The organism is Streptomyces sp. NPDC051214, from assembly GCF_040682375.1.
In the GTDB taxonomy this organism is placed as follows: Bacteria; Actinomycetota; Actinomycetes; order Streptomycetales; family Streptomycetaceae; genus Streptomyces.
In genome coordinates, this window is sequence record NZ_JBFBAT010000006.1 from 51,176 (window position 1) to 65,036 (window position 13,861).

A 13,861-nucleotide genomic window follows, 5' to 3' on the forward strand; every position below is an offset into this window, starting at 1 on the left:
GGTCAGCGCTCCGGGGACGGGGTGATCGGGGTCTGCTGCGGTTCGCAGATGGGGCAGGGACTCAGGCCGCCGGTCGCGAGAATGTGGGCGTCCGCGGGGACCGCTTCCGGTTTTCCCGCCACCAGGGGGCAGTCCGCGCGGTGCCAGAGCGTGCCGCCGGGGATCATCAGGAGGTCGCCGCTGCTCGCCACCGGGGCCGGCCGCTGCGTCGTGGCGGCAGGCGAACCCGCCGTCACCAGGAGCTCGTACAGCTCCTCGACGCGGGCCGTGGCCAGCGTGCTCCGGCCGTGCGCGAAGAGCACCGCCCCGGCGACGATCAGGGCCGCGCCGGGCACCGTGCACGACGCCAGATACGGGAGCTGCCGCTCGGCGAAGCGTTCGCCGGACGTGCCGTACCAGCCGACCACGCAGAGCACCGCGCCCACGGCGAGGGCGGCGAAGGCGGCCCAGAGGACGGGGCGCACGGCACGCAGCCGGGCCGAACGGTCTGTCTGATCCGGTTGAGCCGCCCGCATCTGCGCCCCCTGGGACACGTTCGTAGCGTCGGTGGGCTGTCCATGTCAGCCGATGGCTTGCACTATGCCTTCTGCAAGCTGACCCTGAAAGCTCCGGGCCCAGGCGGCCCGGACGGACACCCGGTGGTGAGCCAGATGGTTTTCTGGACCAGCCCCAAGCGGGGGAGCGATCTCAGGCGGGGAAGGGTGCGGAGCGCGGCCCTCGCGGCAGCCGCGGTCCTGCTGCTCGCTCCGGCCGCCGTGGCATGCGGTGACGACAGCGGCGGGGGCGGCGACAGCGATCCGCCCGAGCCGTCCACGGACAGGACGAGCCAGGAGGCCTCTTCGCCGGCACCTGAGGACGAGGAGCCCGCGGAGGACGAGCCCGCGGATCCGGCGGCGGCCGAGAAGGAGGTCAAGAAGAACTTCGAGAAGTTCTTCGACCCTGCCGTCCCCCTGAAGGAGAAGGAGGCCGTCCTGGAGGACGGGGCGAAGATGCGGGGCGTCCTGGAGAGCTTCAACGGCGACGAGCGCGGCAAGCAGGTCAGCGCCGACGTCAACAAGGTCGAGTTCAGCTCGGCGACCGAGGCGGACGTGACGTACGCCCTGACCCTGAAGGGCGCCACCGCGCTGCCCGCCGCATCGGGCACCTCCGTCAACCAGGACGACACCTGGAAGGTGTCCGTCAAGACTCTCTGCGCACTGGTGAAGCTGAGCGGCAATGAGTCGCCCGGTCCGGGCTGTTGAGGTCCTGGGGGCCGCGCTGCTCGTGGCGGTGGCGGTGGCGGGGTGCGGCAGCCGGCTCCCGGAGAGCGACTTCGAGGGCAGGAGCGCGGCGCCCGCCCCGCCGGGGGCGCCGGTCCGGGTCGGCATCATCACCAGCGCGACGAGCCCGGTCGGCGGCTCCGCCTTCACCGGGCCCCGGGACGGGGCCAAGGCGTACTTCGAGCGGCTGAACGCGCGGGGCGGGATCGACGGGCGCAAGGTCGAGGTGCGCACGTGCGACGACGGCGGCAGCGGCGTCGGCAACAACGAGTGCGTGGACAAGCTGGTCGAGGAGGAGCGTGTCGTCGCGCTCGTCGCCACCAGCTCCCTCGACTACGCGGGTGCCTCCCGCGTCTCCCGCGCGCGCGTGCCCGACGTCGGGGGCCAGCCGATCGGGTCCGCGTACGACACCTATCCGCATCTGTACGGGATCTACGGCAGCCTCGCCCCGCGCGACGGGAAGCCCGGCTGGGGCGGCAAGCTGATCGGCGGGACCGAGGTCTACCGCTACTTCAAGCGGGAGCAGGGGGCACGCACGGCCGCCGTCGTCTCCTACAACCAGGCCGCGTCCGCCGCGTACGCCCGTCTCGTCACCCGGGGCCTGAAGGCCGAGGGCTACAAGGTGGTCACCGAGCAGGTCGACTTCGCGCTGCCCAACTTCCGCGCGGCGGCGGCCGACCTGAAGGAGCAGGGCGCCGACCTCGTCTTCGACGCCATGGACACGCACGGCAACGCCCAGCTGTGCGAGGCGATGGACGACGTGGGCGCCGACGTCACCGCCAAGGTCACCAACGTCCAGAACTGGACCTCGACCGTCGCCGACGACTACAAGGACGCCCCGCGCTGCCGCAACGCCCTGTGGGCCACCGGCGCGAGCCGCAACCACGAGGAAACCGGCCAACCCGCCGTACGGGAGTTCCGCGATGCCATGAAGGGGCACAAGGATGTCTCGCAGTGGCAACTGGAGGGGTGGGCGGCAGCGATGTGGTTCACGGACGCGGCGAAGTCCTGCCGGGGTGACGTCACCAGCGCATGTGTCGACCGCTTCATGAACCGGGGCGAGTCCTACACGGCGCGTGGGCTGCTGCTCCCGGTGCGGTACGAGGAGCGGGCGCGTCCGCCCGCCGACCGTAGGACCTGTGTGTCGGTGGCCCGCTGGAAGGACGGTGAGGGCTGGGTCACACAGGGGGACATGAACGACAACTGCTTCGACGTGCCGCAGCTCTCCTACCAGCCATGATGCGTGTAGCTAGCAGGAAAGTTCCCGAAACCGGATACCGATGGCACAACTGTTCAAGAACAAGATGATGATGAAACCCAACCCTGTGCCCGTAATCCCCGTCTAACCCTGCGGTAGGCGGACGAGAAGGACTGTCCGCGGGGAAGCGTGGGATACGGGGACGCATGCACATCTCTTTCCTGATTCACAACGCGTACGGAATCGGCGGGACGATCCGGACGACGTACAACTTGGCGAACACTCTTGCCGAGCAGCACGACGTCGAGATCGTCTCCGTCTTCCGGCACCGCGACGAACCCGTGTTCGCGCCCGACTCCCGCGTCAGGCTCAGCCACCTCGTCGACATGCGCAAGGAAAGCCCCGGCTACGAGGGCGAGTCCGCCGACGCCCTGCGGCCCGCACGGACCTTCCCCAGCGCGGAAGGCCGCTACGACCAGTACAGCGCCCTGACCGACCGGCGCATCGCCGAGCATCTGTCCTCGGCCAGAGCCGACGTGGTGGTCGGCACGCGTCCCGGCCTGAACGTGCACCTCGCCCGCGAGACCGCGCGCGGCCCGCTGCGCGTCGGCCAGGAGCACCTCACCCTCGACAGCCACTCCAAGGAGCTGCGCCGTCAGCTGCGCAGCGTCTACCCCCGCCTCGACGTCCTGACCACGACGACCGAGGCCGACGCCCGCGCCTACCGCCGCAAGATGCGCCTGCCCGGAGTCCACGTCCAGGCCGTGCCCAACCCGGTGCCCGCGCCCGGCATAGAGCCCGCCGACGGCTCCCAGAAGTGGGTCGTGGCGGCGGGGCGGCTCGCCCCCGTCAAGCGGTACGACCTGCTGATCCGGGCCTTCGACCAGGTGCGCGCCCAGCGCCCCGACTGGCGCCTTCGCATATACGGCGGCGGCAAGCAGAAGGACAAGCTGCGCGCCCTGATCGACGAGCTCGGCCTCTACAACCACGTCTTTTTGATGGGGCCCGCCCACCCCATCGAGCCCGAGTGGGCCAAGGGCTCCATCGCGGCGGTCACCTCCAGCCTCGAGTCCTTCGGCATGACCATCGTCGAGGCGATGCGCTGCGGACTGCCCGTCGTCGCCACCGACTGCCCGCACGGGCCCGGCGAGATCATCGACAACGGCGTCGACGGGCGCCTCGTCGAGGTCGGCAACCCCGACGCGATAGCGGGCGGACTGCTCGAACTGATCAACGACGACACGCTCCGGCGGCAGATGGGGGACGCCGCCCTCGAGGACTCCGAGCGCTTCGACCCGGTCCGCATCGCCGAGCGCTACGACGCGATGTTCACCGGGATGATCGCCCGCGGCAGCTCCTTCGGCGGCCGGATGCGCGGCTCACTGCACCGCACCCGCGGCGCGCTCCTGAACGGCGCCTACGCGGTACGGGACATCGGACACGGGGTACCGACCAGCGGCATACAGACGAAGGGATCCACCGCATGACGGCCTTGGCCACCTCGGACGCCTCATCGCCCTGCGACTCCGGTGCCGACCAGGACGTCGCCGCGGCCCCGCGAGCCGACTGCATAGCCGACTCCGCGGGCGGCCTGACCTTCGACGTCACCGACCCCGGCGGCGAGGGCGCCGCCTATCTGCTGCTGCGCCGCCGCGACGCCGCCTCCGCCGATGAGGACGTACACCTGCCGCTGTCCCCGGCGGCCGACGGCCGGCTGCGGGCCGCGCTGCCCAGCAGCGTCGAGCTGGCCGAGGGCCGCTGGAACGCCTACGTGGAGGTCGGCGGCGCCACCCCGCGCCGCCTGGCGCCCGGCGTCAACGACCTGCGCTCGCTGGTGGACCGCGCCCCCAGCGGCGCCCGCGGCCACATCGACGTCCGCATCCCGTACGCGACCAAGCAGGGCAACCTCTCCGTACGCAGCTGGCTGCGCGCCCCGCACGCGGAGATCGGCGAGCTGGAGATCACCGGCACCTCGGTGACCGTCCAGGGCCGCGTGTACGGCACCGCGCTGACCGGCGCCGCCTACGCCGAGGCGACCCGCCGCGCGGAGCCCGACCGGGCCGAGCGGTACGAACTGACGGCGAACGGCGTGGAGTTCAGCTTCGGGCTGCGGTGCGACGTGCTCGCGGACAGCGGCGTCGGCCCCTGGGACCTCTGGCTGCGCCCGGCGGGGGAGAGCGGGCCGAGGGTCCGGCTCGCCCGGCTCCTGGACGACATCCCGGACAAGAAGCAGATCTTCACCTACCCGGCGGTCCGGCTCGACACCGCGGCGCACGGACCGCTGGAGGCGGGGCCGTACTACACGAACGACAACGACCTCGCGATCCGCGTTCGCGAGGCGAACACGGTCGAGGGCTGATCCAGGGGGCATGGCTCCAAGGGCCGGCGCCATCGCGGACCGTGGCTGTCCGCGACGCCGGGCACAATCGGCCCCATGTTGGAGACCTCCGCACGACTGCTCCGCCTGCTCTCGCTGCTGCAGGCCCACCGCGACTGGTCGGGCGCGGACCTGGCCGACCGGCTCGGCGTCACCCCGCGCACCGTACGGCGTGACGTGGACCGCCTGCGCGAGCTCGGCTACCCCGTCAACGCCAGCCCCGGCACGGGCGGCGGCTACCAGCTCGGCGCGGGCGCGGAGCTGCCCCCGCTGCTCCTGGACGACGACGAGGCGGTCGCGGTGGCCGTCGGCCTGCGCACCGCCGCGGGGCAGGGCATCGGGGGCATCGGTGAGACCTCCGTACGCGCCCTGACCAAGCTGGAGCAGGTCCTGCCGAGCAGACTGCGGCGCCGGGTGGGGGCGCTGACGGCGTTCACCGTGCCCATGCTGCGGACCCCGCGGCAGCAGGCCGTCGACCCCTCGGTCCTGACCGAACTCGCCCACGCCTGCCGGGACGCGGAGCGCCTGCGCTTCGACTACCTCGACCACGGCGGCAGTTCGACCCGCCGCACCGTCGAACCGCACCGCATCGTCTGCACGGAACACCGCTGGTACCTCGTCGCCTGGGACGTCGACCGCGACGCCTGGCGCACGTTCCGCGCGGACCGCATCACGCCGAGGCCGCCGCACGGACCGCGCTTCGCGCCGCGCACCCCGCCCGCCGACGACCTCGCCGCCTACGTCTCCCAGGGCGTCTCCACCCGTGGGTATGCCGCCCATGCGGTGTTCCGGCTCCTGGTGCCCCTGGAGGAGGCCGCCCAGCGCGTCACGCCGTCGGACGGCACCCTGGAGGCCGAGACCGAGCAGAGCTGCCTGCTGCGCACGGGCGCCATGAGCTTGGACGTCATGGTGATCCATGTGCTCCTGATGGGCTTCGAGTTCGAGGTCGTCGCGCCCGCGGACTTCACCGAGCGGCTCAGCTCGGCGAGGGACCTCCTGAGCCGGGCCCTGGACCGGGGTGTTCGGTCTGCGGGTCCGGATACTGCGACTGGGGCGGATGGAACGCCGCGTACTCCGGATGATGCAGGTCGAACGCCGGGGACTCGGAGCGGATCCGGGGCAGCGTGACGAAGTTGTGGCGCGGCGCCGGGCAGGCGGTGGCCCACTCCAGGGAGCGGCCGAAGCCCCAGGGGTCGTCGGCGTCGACCTTCTTGCCGTACTTGGCGGTCTTCCAGACGTTGTAGAGGAACGGCAGCGTGGACATGCCGAGCAGGAACGCCCCGATGGACGAGACGGTGTTGAGCGCCGTGAAGCCGTCCGCCGCCAGATAGTCCGCGTAGCGCCGCGGCATGCCCTCGGCGCCCAGCCAGTGCTGGACGAGGAACGTCACGTGGAAGCCGATGAAGAGCGTCCAGAAGTGCATCTTGCCGAGTCTCTCGTCGAGCATCTTCCCGGTGAGCTTGGGCCACCAGAAGTAGAAGCCGCCGAAGGTCGCGAAGACGACGGTGCCGAACACGACGTAGTGGAAGTGCGCCACGACGAAGTACGTGTCGGTGACGTGGAAGTCGAGGGGCGGGGAGGCCAGGATGACGCCGGTGAGACCGCCGAAGAGGAAGCTCACCAGGAAGCCGACCGACCACAGCATCGGTGTCTCGAACGACAAAGACCCCTTGAGCATCGTCCCCGTCCAGTTGAAGAACTTCACGCCCGTGGGCACCGCGATGAGGAAGGACATGAAGGAGAAGAAGGGCAGGAGCACCGCGCCCGTCGCGAACATGTGGTGCGCCCACACGACGACGGAGAGCCCGGTGATGGCCATCGTCGCGCCGATCAGGGGCAGATAGCCGAAGATCGGCTTCCTGCTGAACACCGGGATGATCTCGGAGATGATCCCGAAGAACGGCAGCGCGATGATGTAGACCTCGGGATGCCCGAAGAACCAGAAGAGGTGCTGCCACAGCAGCGCACCGCCGTTCTCCGAGGCGAAGACCATGGAGCCGAAGCGCCGGTCCGCCTCCAGGACGAGCAGCGCGGCGGCGAGCACGGGGAACGCGAGCAGCACCAGGATCGAGGTGAACAGCACGTTCCAGGTGAAGACGGGCATCCGGAACATCGTCATCCCGGGCGCGCGCATCCCGATGATGGTCGTCAGGAAGTTCACCGAGCCCAGGATCGTGCCGAACCCGGAGAGCGCCAGGCCCATGATCCACAGGTCGGCGCCCACCCCCGGTGTCCGCTCCATGCTGTTGAGCGGCGCGTAGGCGAACCAGCCGAACGAGGCGGGGCCGCTGGGCACCAGGAGCGAGCCGAGCACCATCAGGCCGCCGAAGAGGAACAGCCAGTACGACAGCATGTTGAGCCGGGGGAAGGCCACGTCCGGGGCGCCGATCTGCAGCGGCATGATCTCGTTGGCGAAGCCCGCGAACGTCGGCGTCGCGAACAGCAACAGCATGATCGTGCCGTGCATGGTGAACGCCTGGTTGAACTCCTCGTTGGTCATCAGCTGCAGCCCGGGACGGGCCAGCTCGGCCCGCATCATCAGCGCAAGCAGGCCCGCGACGAGGAAGAACACGAACGACGTGATCAGGTACAGGTGACCGATCTTCTTGTGGTCGGTGGTGGTCAGCCAGTCCACGAGCACCCGGCCCGGGGTCCTCTGCCGGACCGGCGGTGCCGCCGCGCTTGCGGTCTCAGTCCCCATCGCTCGCCCCTTCGCCGTCACGCCACCGGTCCTGTTCGAAGCACCCGCCATGATGCTCGCGTCACACCCGGCTCCGACAGGGGGCGTACGGGACCGCTGTGCTGGAATCTTGAATTCCCTATGCGTCGTCACCTCTCGCCGGGCGCCCTGGATTCGGAAATGGAGGGGGGCGCGAAAAAGGCGGGTCGGTGACCTGTCCGGCGCGCTATAGAGGTGGTATCGGGGACCTCTCGAAGGGCCCGCGGGATATCCGCTAATGGCAGGGGAACAACTCCGGAACCGCCCGTACGTGTGACGGAGTTAAGGGGAAACGGGCGTCGTGATCCTGTGACAGAAGCGTGACCGGAGAGGGACCGGTGACGCATGGTGTCCGGCTACGGCCTTCCGCGACCGCGCCGCGCCGCCTAACGTGGCGGACATGGCACCTATCCCGACTCCCCCCGCCGAACCCCAGGACAGCCTGGACGCCTACGTCGGTCTCGCGGCCGACGGCGCCGAGCGGCAGGCCCGCGAGCGTGGCTGGTCCACCGTCAGGTCGTTGCCTCCGGGCGCGATGATCACCATGGAGTACCTCGCGGGGCGGCTCAACTTCGAGGTCAAGGAAGGCGTCGTGGTCCGCTGCTGGAAGGGCTGACCCCCGGCCAGGCGTGCGCACGGCAGGCGAAAGGCCCCGGTTCCTTGACGGGACCGGGGCCTTCGCGATGCGGGGGATGGGTTGTGCGTACCGGCCCCCGCTGTCCTGGGGCTAGCCGCCCGCGACGGGGCGGGGCGACGTGGCGGCGCGTGTGGTGCGCTCGGAGTGCGGCGGGCGGCGGCTGCCCGCCGGGGTGACCGGGCTGCGCTCGGAGCGCGGTGTGTGCGGGCCCGGGGCGAGGTAGGCCGGGGCGCGGGCGGGGCGCGCGGCGCCGACCGGCTCGCGCAGCGGGGGCTCGTCGGCCGGTGCGGGCGTGGGCTGCGGCACTCTGGCCGGGGCGGGGGCCGCCGGTCCCGCGAGGCCGGCGCGACGGGAGCGCCACAGGTCCCGCAGGCTGAAGATCCAGCCCTCGACCTGGGTGAGCAGCGGCTCCACCCACGGCAGCGCGAGCAGCACGAGCAGGCCCGCGGCCCAGCCGAGGAAGACGTCGCTCAGCCAGTGGGTGCCGAGGTACACGGTGGTCAGGCCGACGCTGAGGGAGACCACGGCCGAGAGCGCCGACAAGTAGCGGCGGGTGCGCGGGGTGGAGGCCATATAGGCCAGGATTCCCCAGGTCACGACGGCGTTGGCGGTGTGGCCGGAGGGGAATATATCGCCGCCGAGCCACATTTCGTTGGCGCCGATCGTGGTGGCGTAGTGCGGGCCGAGGCGGCCCATGCCGATCTTGGCGGCGCCGACCGTGACGTTCAGGAGCAGCAGGGCGGCGCCGAACGTCAGGAGCGGGCGGATCGTGTGCTGACGCCAGGAGCGCCAGCCAAGCCAGGCCGCGACCATCACGGCGGTCGGGCCGCGCTGGCCGAGGACCACCCAGTAGTCGAGGAAGGCGTGGATCTCGGGCCACTGCTGGTAGGGCCGGAAGAACATGACCTGCCAGTCGAACCGCACCAGCCACGACGTGGTCAGCACGGCGACCACGATGGCGAGGTAGAAGGCCAGGGTCGCGCTGAAGAGCACGATCCTGTGCCTGCTCATCCTCGGCAGATCGAGGCCGGCCGGTCGTTCCGGCTCACGGTCGAGCCGGGCGAAGACCCGGTCCAGACGGGTGAGGTTTCGTTCGGTACGCACCCAATCGACGTTACAGCGAGTGAGTGCGGGACTAGGCCGAATCAGTGGCTTTGTGATGACGATGTGATGTGGCATTGATCTCAGACGGGGGTTTATTCCTGCGGTTTCCCTATTCCGAGATCAGGCCTATACCGAATTCGTTGATCAAAGGCGTGGCCGTTTTATGGCCCTTATTAATTCGTTCACCGGGGGCTGGTGCGGAATTTCCCGGACGCTCACCGGGGCCCTCGTAAACGATCATGGCGGACCCGAGCCGTTCAGCCAGAACGCCCCGTAGACCGCGCTCGCCGCCGCCACGGCCCCGAGAACCGGCCCCGACCTGGACGTACGCAGCCCGGCGAGCGCCACGGCGAGGGGAAGCAGCAGGGGGAAGGCGGGCAGCAGGAGGCGCGGCTTCGAGCCGAAATAGCCCGCGGCGCACAGCGCGAGCGCCACGACGATCCCGCAGTACACGAGGAGCGGCAGCGGCTGCTTCTGCCGTACGCCGATGACGTACAGCCAGACCACCAGGGCGACCCCGACGATCAGGCCGACCCCCGCGAGGGCCCCGGGGAGGCCGGTGAACTTGTCGCCGACGAAGCGGGCGAAGGCGTAGCCGAAGTCGAATCCGTTGCCCCAGCCGGCTTGTACGTCGAGATAGCCGAGGACGCCGTCGCCGGTGCGATGGCCGACCCACAGGACATAGCCCGCGGCGCCGAGCGGGGCGAGGACCACCCCGAGGAGCACGCGCGGGTCCGGCCTGCGCTCCCGGTACAGCCGGACGGCGGCCGTCGCCCAGATCGCGGCGACCACCGCCGCGCCGACCGGCCGGGTCAGGCCCGCGAAGGAGGCCAGCACGCCCGCCCACACCCATCGGCCGGTGAGCACCGCGTACAGCGACCAGGCCGCGAGCGCCGTGAACAGTGACTCGCTGTACGCCATCGACTGCACGACGCCGACCGGCAGCACCGCCCACAGCGCGACCGCGCAGACACCGGCCCGGCGCCCGTACAGATGGTCGGCGATCGCGAAGATCCCTGCGGCGGCGCAGAGCGAGGCGAGCCAGCTCACCACCAGGCCGGCGTCGGCGTACGACAACGGGCTGATCGCCGAGACGAGACGCTCCAGCCAGGGGAGCAGCGGGAAGAACGCGAGGTTCGAGTGGACGCTGCCGTCCGGGAGCGTCACCTCCCAGCCATAGCCGTGCTCGGCGACGCGGGTGTACCAGAGCGAGTCCCAGCGCGCGGTGAGCAGCGTGTGGGCGCTCTTTCCCGCGGCCGCGCTCCACAGGGCGAGCACCGCGAGCCCCAGGGCGCGCACCCCCGCATAGGCGAGCAGCGCGGGCGCCGCACGGCGCAGCGCGGCGCCCGCACGGGCGCCGATGGACGGCGGGGGAGGGCGTTGGTCCAGGTCGGTCACGGGCTCGATTATCGGCGCAGGCGGGAACCGGCCACACGATCGGGGGCGTGGTCCATGCGTGGGCAGCGTGGCGTATGCCACACCGTCTCCGCTCAACCGTGAGAGGTCCGCCACGCGCCACAGCCGTGAACTCGCGTACTCTGACGGCTCACTCGCCTTTTCGTTGCCGCCAGCTGGGAGATCACGTCCCGCGGGGCCGCCGATGCGAGGGATCACTGGGAGGTATCGCACATGTCGGGTTCAACCACGGCCACCGCTCCTTCCGGCCGTCGGGTACCCGGGTCGCAGGGCGGCGCCAACCGCTGGCTGGTGCTCGTCGTCCTCTGCGTAAGCCTGTTGCTCGTCGCCGTCGACGCCACCGTCCTGCACGTGGCGGTGCCCGCCGTCACCGAGGACCTGAAGCCCGGTGGCATCGAGCTGCTGTGGATCGTGGACGTCTATCCGCTGGTCTGCGCCTCGCTGCTCATCCTCTTCGGCACCCTCGGTGACCGGGTGGGCCGTAGACGGGTCCTGCTCCTCGGGTACGCGCTCTTCGGCGTGGCCTCGGCCGTGGCGGCCATGGCGGACAACGCCCAGGTGCTGATCGCGGCCCGCGCCCTGCTCGGCGTCGGCGGCGCGATGATCATGCCCGCGACCCTCTCGATCCTCCGCCAGGTCTTCCCCGACCGGCGTGAGCGCGCCGTCGCCATCGGCGTCTGGAGCGCCGTGGCCGGCATCGGCGCCGCGGGCGGCCCGCTGCTCGGCGGGTTCCTCCTCGAGCACTTCTGGTGGGGCTCGGTCTTCCTCATAAACATCCCGCTGATGCTGGTCAGCCTGCCCATCGGGCGCCTGCTGCTCCCCGAGTCCACGGGGGACCGCGACGGGCCGTGGGACGTGGTCGGCGCGCTGATGGCCGCGGGCGGCCTCTTCGGCATCGTGTTCGCGGTGAAGCGGGCGGGCGGCGGCGAGTCGCCGTTCGGCATGACCACCCTCCTCTCGTTCTTCCTGGGCGCGGCCCTCCTGGTCGGCTTCGTCCGCAGGCAGCGGCGGCGCGAGCACCCGCTCATCGACCTGTCGATGTTCGCCCGGCCCGCGTTCAGCACCTCGCTGGGCTGCATCGTGCTCGCGATGCTCGCCCTGGTGGGCCTCGAACTGGTCGCGGCGCAGTATCTGCAGCTGGTGCTCGGCCTCTCCCCGCTGGAGACCGGCATGCGGCTCGTGCCGCTCACCGTCGCCGCGATGGCCGCGGGCCTCGCCGGATCGAAGCTCCTGCACCGCTTCGGCCCGCGCACGATGGTCGCCTGCGGCTTCACCCTCACCGCGGTGGCCGTCCTTGTGCTCACCGGCCTGGGCGACGAGGTCAACGACCCGCTGCTGCTCCTCAGCTTCGTGCTGCTCGGCCTCGGCCTGCAGACCACGCTCTTCGGCTCGTACGAGTCGATGCTCAGCGAGGCACCCCAGGCGCAGGCGGGCGGCGCCGCCGCGATCGGCGAGACCTCCTACCAGCTGGGCGCCGGCATCGGCATCGCGCTGCTCGGCAGCGTCATGAACGCCGCGTACGCGCCGGGCCTCTCGTCCGTCCAGGGCGTGCCCGCCAAGGAGAGCGCCGCTGCCAGCCACTCGCTCGGCGAGGCGTACGAGGTCGCTTCCGGCCTCGGTGGCGGGGCGGGCGCGGCACTGCGCGTCGCGGCGCGCGAGTCCTTCGTGCACGGGCTGCACGTGACGCTGCTCGTCAGCGCGGGGCTGTTGCTGCTCGGCGCGCTGATGGCGCTGAAGCTGCCGCGGACCATGGAGTGCGGGGCGCCCGCGGAGCTGCCCGAGCAGGGGGTTCCGGCGCCCCGGAGCGAGGCAGAGGTCCCGGCGGAATCCCTCCGCTGACGTGCTTCTGACGCCTTCGGCCGGGGAATTCCCCCACTCGCCCGCCCTTGGTAACGTCAACGCGAGCCGTAAGTAACTACCGCTGCTAGTTTTTGCGCCGCCGGAGGCCCGAGATGTCCGCACGCAGCCGTACGCCCCTGCCGCCCTTCGACCCCGCCGACCCCCTCGGCATCGACGACCTCCTGGAGCCGGAGGACCTCGCGATCCGCGAGACCGTCCGCACCTGGGCCGCCGACCGCGTCCTGCCGCACATCGCCGACTGGTACGAGAAGGGCGAGCTGCCCGGCATCCGCGAGCTCGCCCGTGAGCTCGGCTCGATCGGCGCGCTCGGCATGTCCCTGGAGGGCTACGGCTGCGCCGGGGCGAGCTCCGTCCAGTACGGGCTCGCCTGCCTGGAGCTGGAGGCCGCCGACTCCGGCATCCGCTCGCTTGTCTCCGTGCAGGGCTCCCTGGCCATGTACGCCATCCACCGCTTCGGCTCCGAGGAGCAGAAGCAGCGCTGGCTGCCCGGCATGGCCGCCGGCGAGATCATCGGCTGCTTCGGCCTGACCGAGCCCGACCACGGCTCCGACCCGGCCTCGATGCGCACCTTCGCCAAGAAGGACGGCACCGACTGGGTGCTCACCGGCCGCAAGATGTGGATCACCAACGGTTCGGTGGCCGGGGTCGCCGTGGTCTGGGCGCACACCGACGACGGGATCAGGGGCTTCGTCGTCCCCACCGAGACCCCCGGATTCTCGGCACCCGAGATCAAGCACAAGTGGTCGCTGCGGGCGAGCGTCACCAGTGAGCTGGTGATGGACGAGGTACGGCTGCCCGAGGACGCGGTGCTCCCCGAGGTCACCGGGCTCAAGGGCCCGCTGAGCTGTCTCTCCCACGCGCGCTACGGCATCGTCTGGGGAGCCATGGGCGCCGCCCGCTCCTCCTTCGAGGCGGCCGTCGCGTACTCCAGGACCCGCGAGCAGTTCGGCAGGCCCATCGGCGGCTTCCAGCTCACCCAGGCCAAGCTCGCCGACATGGCGGTCGAGCTGCACAAGGGCATCCTGCTCGCGCATCACCTCGGCCGGCGCCTGGACGCGGGCAGGCTCCGTCCCGAACAGGTCAGCTTCGGCAAGCTCAACAACGTGCGAGAGGCGATCGAGATCTGCCGCACGTCCCGGACGATCCTGGGTGCGAACGGGATCTCGCTCGAGTACCCCGTGATGCGGCATGCGACGAATCTCGAGTCGGTGCTCACCTATGAGGGCACCGTCGAGATGCATCAACTCGTGTTGGGCAAGGCGCTCACCGGCCTTGACGCCTTCCGGTGAGC

The 13,861-nt window shown here is 70.9% G+C and carries 11 protein-coding genes and 1 pseudogene; 8 read left to right on the forward strand and 4 right to left on the reverse strand.

Annotation, left to right across the window (positions count from 1 at the left end):
- Positions 1-2 precede the first annotated feature (2 nt).
- Positions 3-515 carry a hypothetical protein gene (locus tag AB0M70_RS16830; RefSeq protein WP_365821127.1) on the reverse strand — a complete coding sequence of 171 codons (513 nt, stop codon included), beginning with the start codon at positions 513-515 and terminating at the stop codon, positions 3-5.
- A 135-nt stretch (positions 516-650) separates the two neighbouring features.
- Here AB0M70_RS16830 and AB0M70_RS16835 point away from each other — a divergent pair, with 135 nt between their 5' ends.
- The 5 genes from AB0M70_RS16835 to AB0M70_RS16855 all read left to right on the forward strand — a co-directional run bounded on the left by AB0M70_RS16835 (position 651) and on the right by AB0M70_RS16855 (position 5,962).
- Positions 651-1,241 (forward strand): hypothetical protein, encoded by a 591-nt coding sequence (locus AB0M70_RS16835; RefSeq protein ID WP_365821128.1) that lies wholly within the window; start codon positions 651-653, stop codon positions 1,239-1,241.
- Entirely contained in the window at positions 1,216-2,499 is a 1,284-nt protein-coding gene (locus AB0M70_RS16840) for an ABC transporter substrate-binding protein (RefSeq protein WP_365820739.1), read from the forward strand. The genes AB0M70_RS16835 and AB0M70_RS16840 overlap by 26 nt, the downstream gene beginning before the upstream one ends.
- Positions 2,500-2,663: 164 nt before the next feature.
- Positions 2,664-3,944 carry a glycosyltransferase family 4 protein gene (locus tag AB0M70_RS16845; protein WP_365820740.1) on the forward strand — a complete coding sequence of 427 codons (1,281 nt, stop codon included), beginning with the start codon at positions 2,664-2,666 and terminating at the stop codon, positions 3,942-3,944.
- Positions 3,941-4,816 carry a hypothetical protein gene (locus AB0M70_RS16850; protein ID WP_365820741.1) on the forward strand — a complete coding sequence of 292 codons (876 nt, stop codon included), beginning with the start codon at positions 3,941-3,943 and terminating at the stop codon, positions 4,814-4,816. Before AB0M70_RS16845 ends, AB0M70_RS16850 begins: the two co-directional genes overlap by 4 nt.
- 75 nt (positions 4,817-4,891) lie before the next feature.
- Positions 4,892-5,962, forward strand: coding sequence for a YafY family protein (locus AB0M70_RS16855; RefSeq protein WP_365820742.1), 1,071 nt, complete (start codon positions 4,892-4,894; stop codon positions 5,960-5,962).
- Here AB0M70_RS16855 and ctaD read toward each other — a convergent pair.
- Positions 5,901-7,535: pseudogene (ctaD, locus tag AB0M70_RS16860) on the reverse strand (cytochrome c oxidase subunit I); the annotation flags it as partial. The gene AB0M70_RS16855 and the pseudogene ctaD overlap by 62 nt on opposite strands.
- 418 nt (positions 7,536-7,953) lie before the next feature.
- Between ctaD and AB0M70_RS16865 the strand changes: the two are divergent.
- Positions 7,954-8,169, forward strand: a complete 216-nt coding sequence (locus AB0M70_RS16865) for an I78 family peptidase inhibitor (RefSeq protein WP_365820743.1) — start codon at positions 7,954-7,956, stop codon at positions 8,167-8,169.
- 111 nt (positions 8,170-8,280) lie between these two features.
- Here the strand turns inward: AB0M70_RS16865 and AB0M70_RS16870 are convergent, their stop codons facing one another.
- Both AB0M70_RS16870 and AB0M70_RS16875 read right to left on the reverse strand, forming a co-directional pair.
- A complete protein-coding gene (locus AB0M70_RS16870) occupies positions 8,281-9,294 on the reverse strand; it encodes a phosphatase PAP2 family protein (RefSeq protein WP_365820744.1) in 1,014 nt (337 codons plus the stop codon).
- A 237-nt stretch (positions 9,295-9,531) separates the two neighbouring features.
- Positions 9,532-10,692, reverse strand: a complete 1,161-nt coding sequence (locus AB0M70_RS16875; RefSeq protein WP_365820745.1) for a glycosyltransferase family 39 protein — start codon at positions 10,690-10,692, stop codon at positions 9,532-9,534.
- Positions 10,693-10,923: 231 nt separating this feature from the next.
- Here AB0M70_RS16875 and AB0M70_RS16880 point away from each other — a divergent pair, with 231 nt between their 5' ends.
- Positions 10,924-12,549, forward strand: coding sequence for an MFS transporter (locus AB0M70_RS16880; RefSeq protein WP_365820746.1), 1,626 nt, complete (start codon positions 10,924-10,926; stop codon positions 12,547-12,549).
- Positions 12,550-12,662: 113 nt separating this feature from the next.
- A complete protein-coding gene (locus AB0M70_RS16885) occupies positions 12,663-13,859 on the forward strand; it encodes an acyl-CoA dehydrogenase family protein (protein ID WP_365820747.1) in 1,197 nt (398 codons plus the stop codon).
- Positions 13,860-13,861: the final 2 nt, after the last annotated feature.

Coding starts and splice junctions, on each gene's coding strand:
- AB0M70_RS16830 (WP_365821127.1), bottom strand. CDS start 515: ATGCGGGCGGCTCAACCGGATCAGACAGACCGTTCGGCCCGGCTGCGT.
- AB0M70_RS16835 (WP_365821128.1), top strand. CDS start 651: ATGGTTTTCTGGACCAGCCCCAAGCGGGGGAGCGATCTCAGGCGGGGA.
- AB0M70_RS16840 (WP_365820739.1), top strand. CDS start 1,216: ATGAGTCGCCCGGTCCGGGCTGTTGAGGTCCTGGGGGCCGCGCTGCTC.
- AB0M70_RS16845 (WP_365820740.1), top strand. CDS start 2,664: ATGCACATCTCTTTCCTGATTCACAACGCGTACGGAATCGGCGGGACG.
- AB0M70_RS16850 (WP_365820741.1), top strand. CDS start 3,941: ATGACGGCCTTGGCCACCTCGGACGCCTCATCGCCCTGCGACTCCGGT.
- AB0M70_RS16855 (WP_365820742.1), top strand. CDS start 4,892: ATGTTGGAGACCTCCGCACGACTGCTCCGCCTGCTCTCGCTGCTGCAG.
- AB0M70_RS16865 (WP_365820743.1), top strand. CDS start 7,954: ATGGCACCTATCCCGACTCCCCCCGCCGAACCCCAGGACAGCCTGGAC.
- AB0M70_RS16880 (WP_365820746.1), top strand. CDS start 10,924: ATGTCGGGTTCAACCACGGCCACCGCTCCTTCCGGCCGTCGGGTACCC.
- AB0M70_RS16885 (WP_365820747.1), top strand. CDS start 12,663: ATGTCCGCACGCAGCCGTACGCCCCTGCCGCCCTTCGACCCCGCCGAC.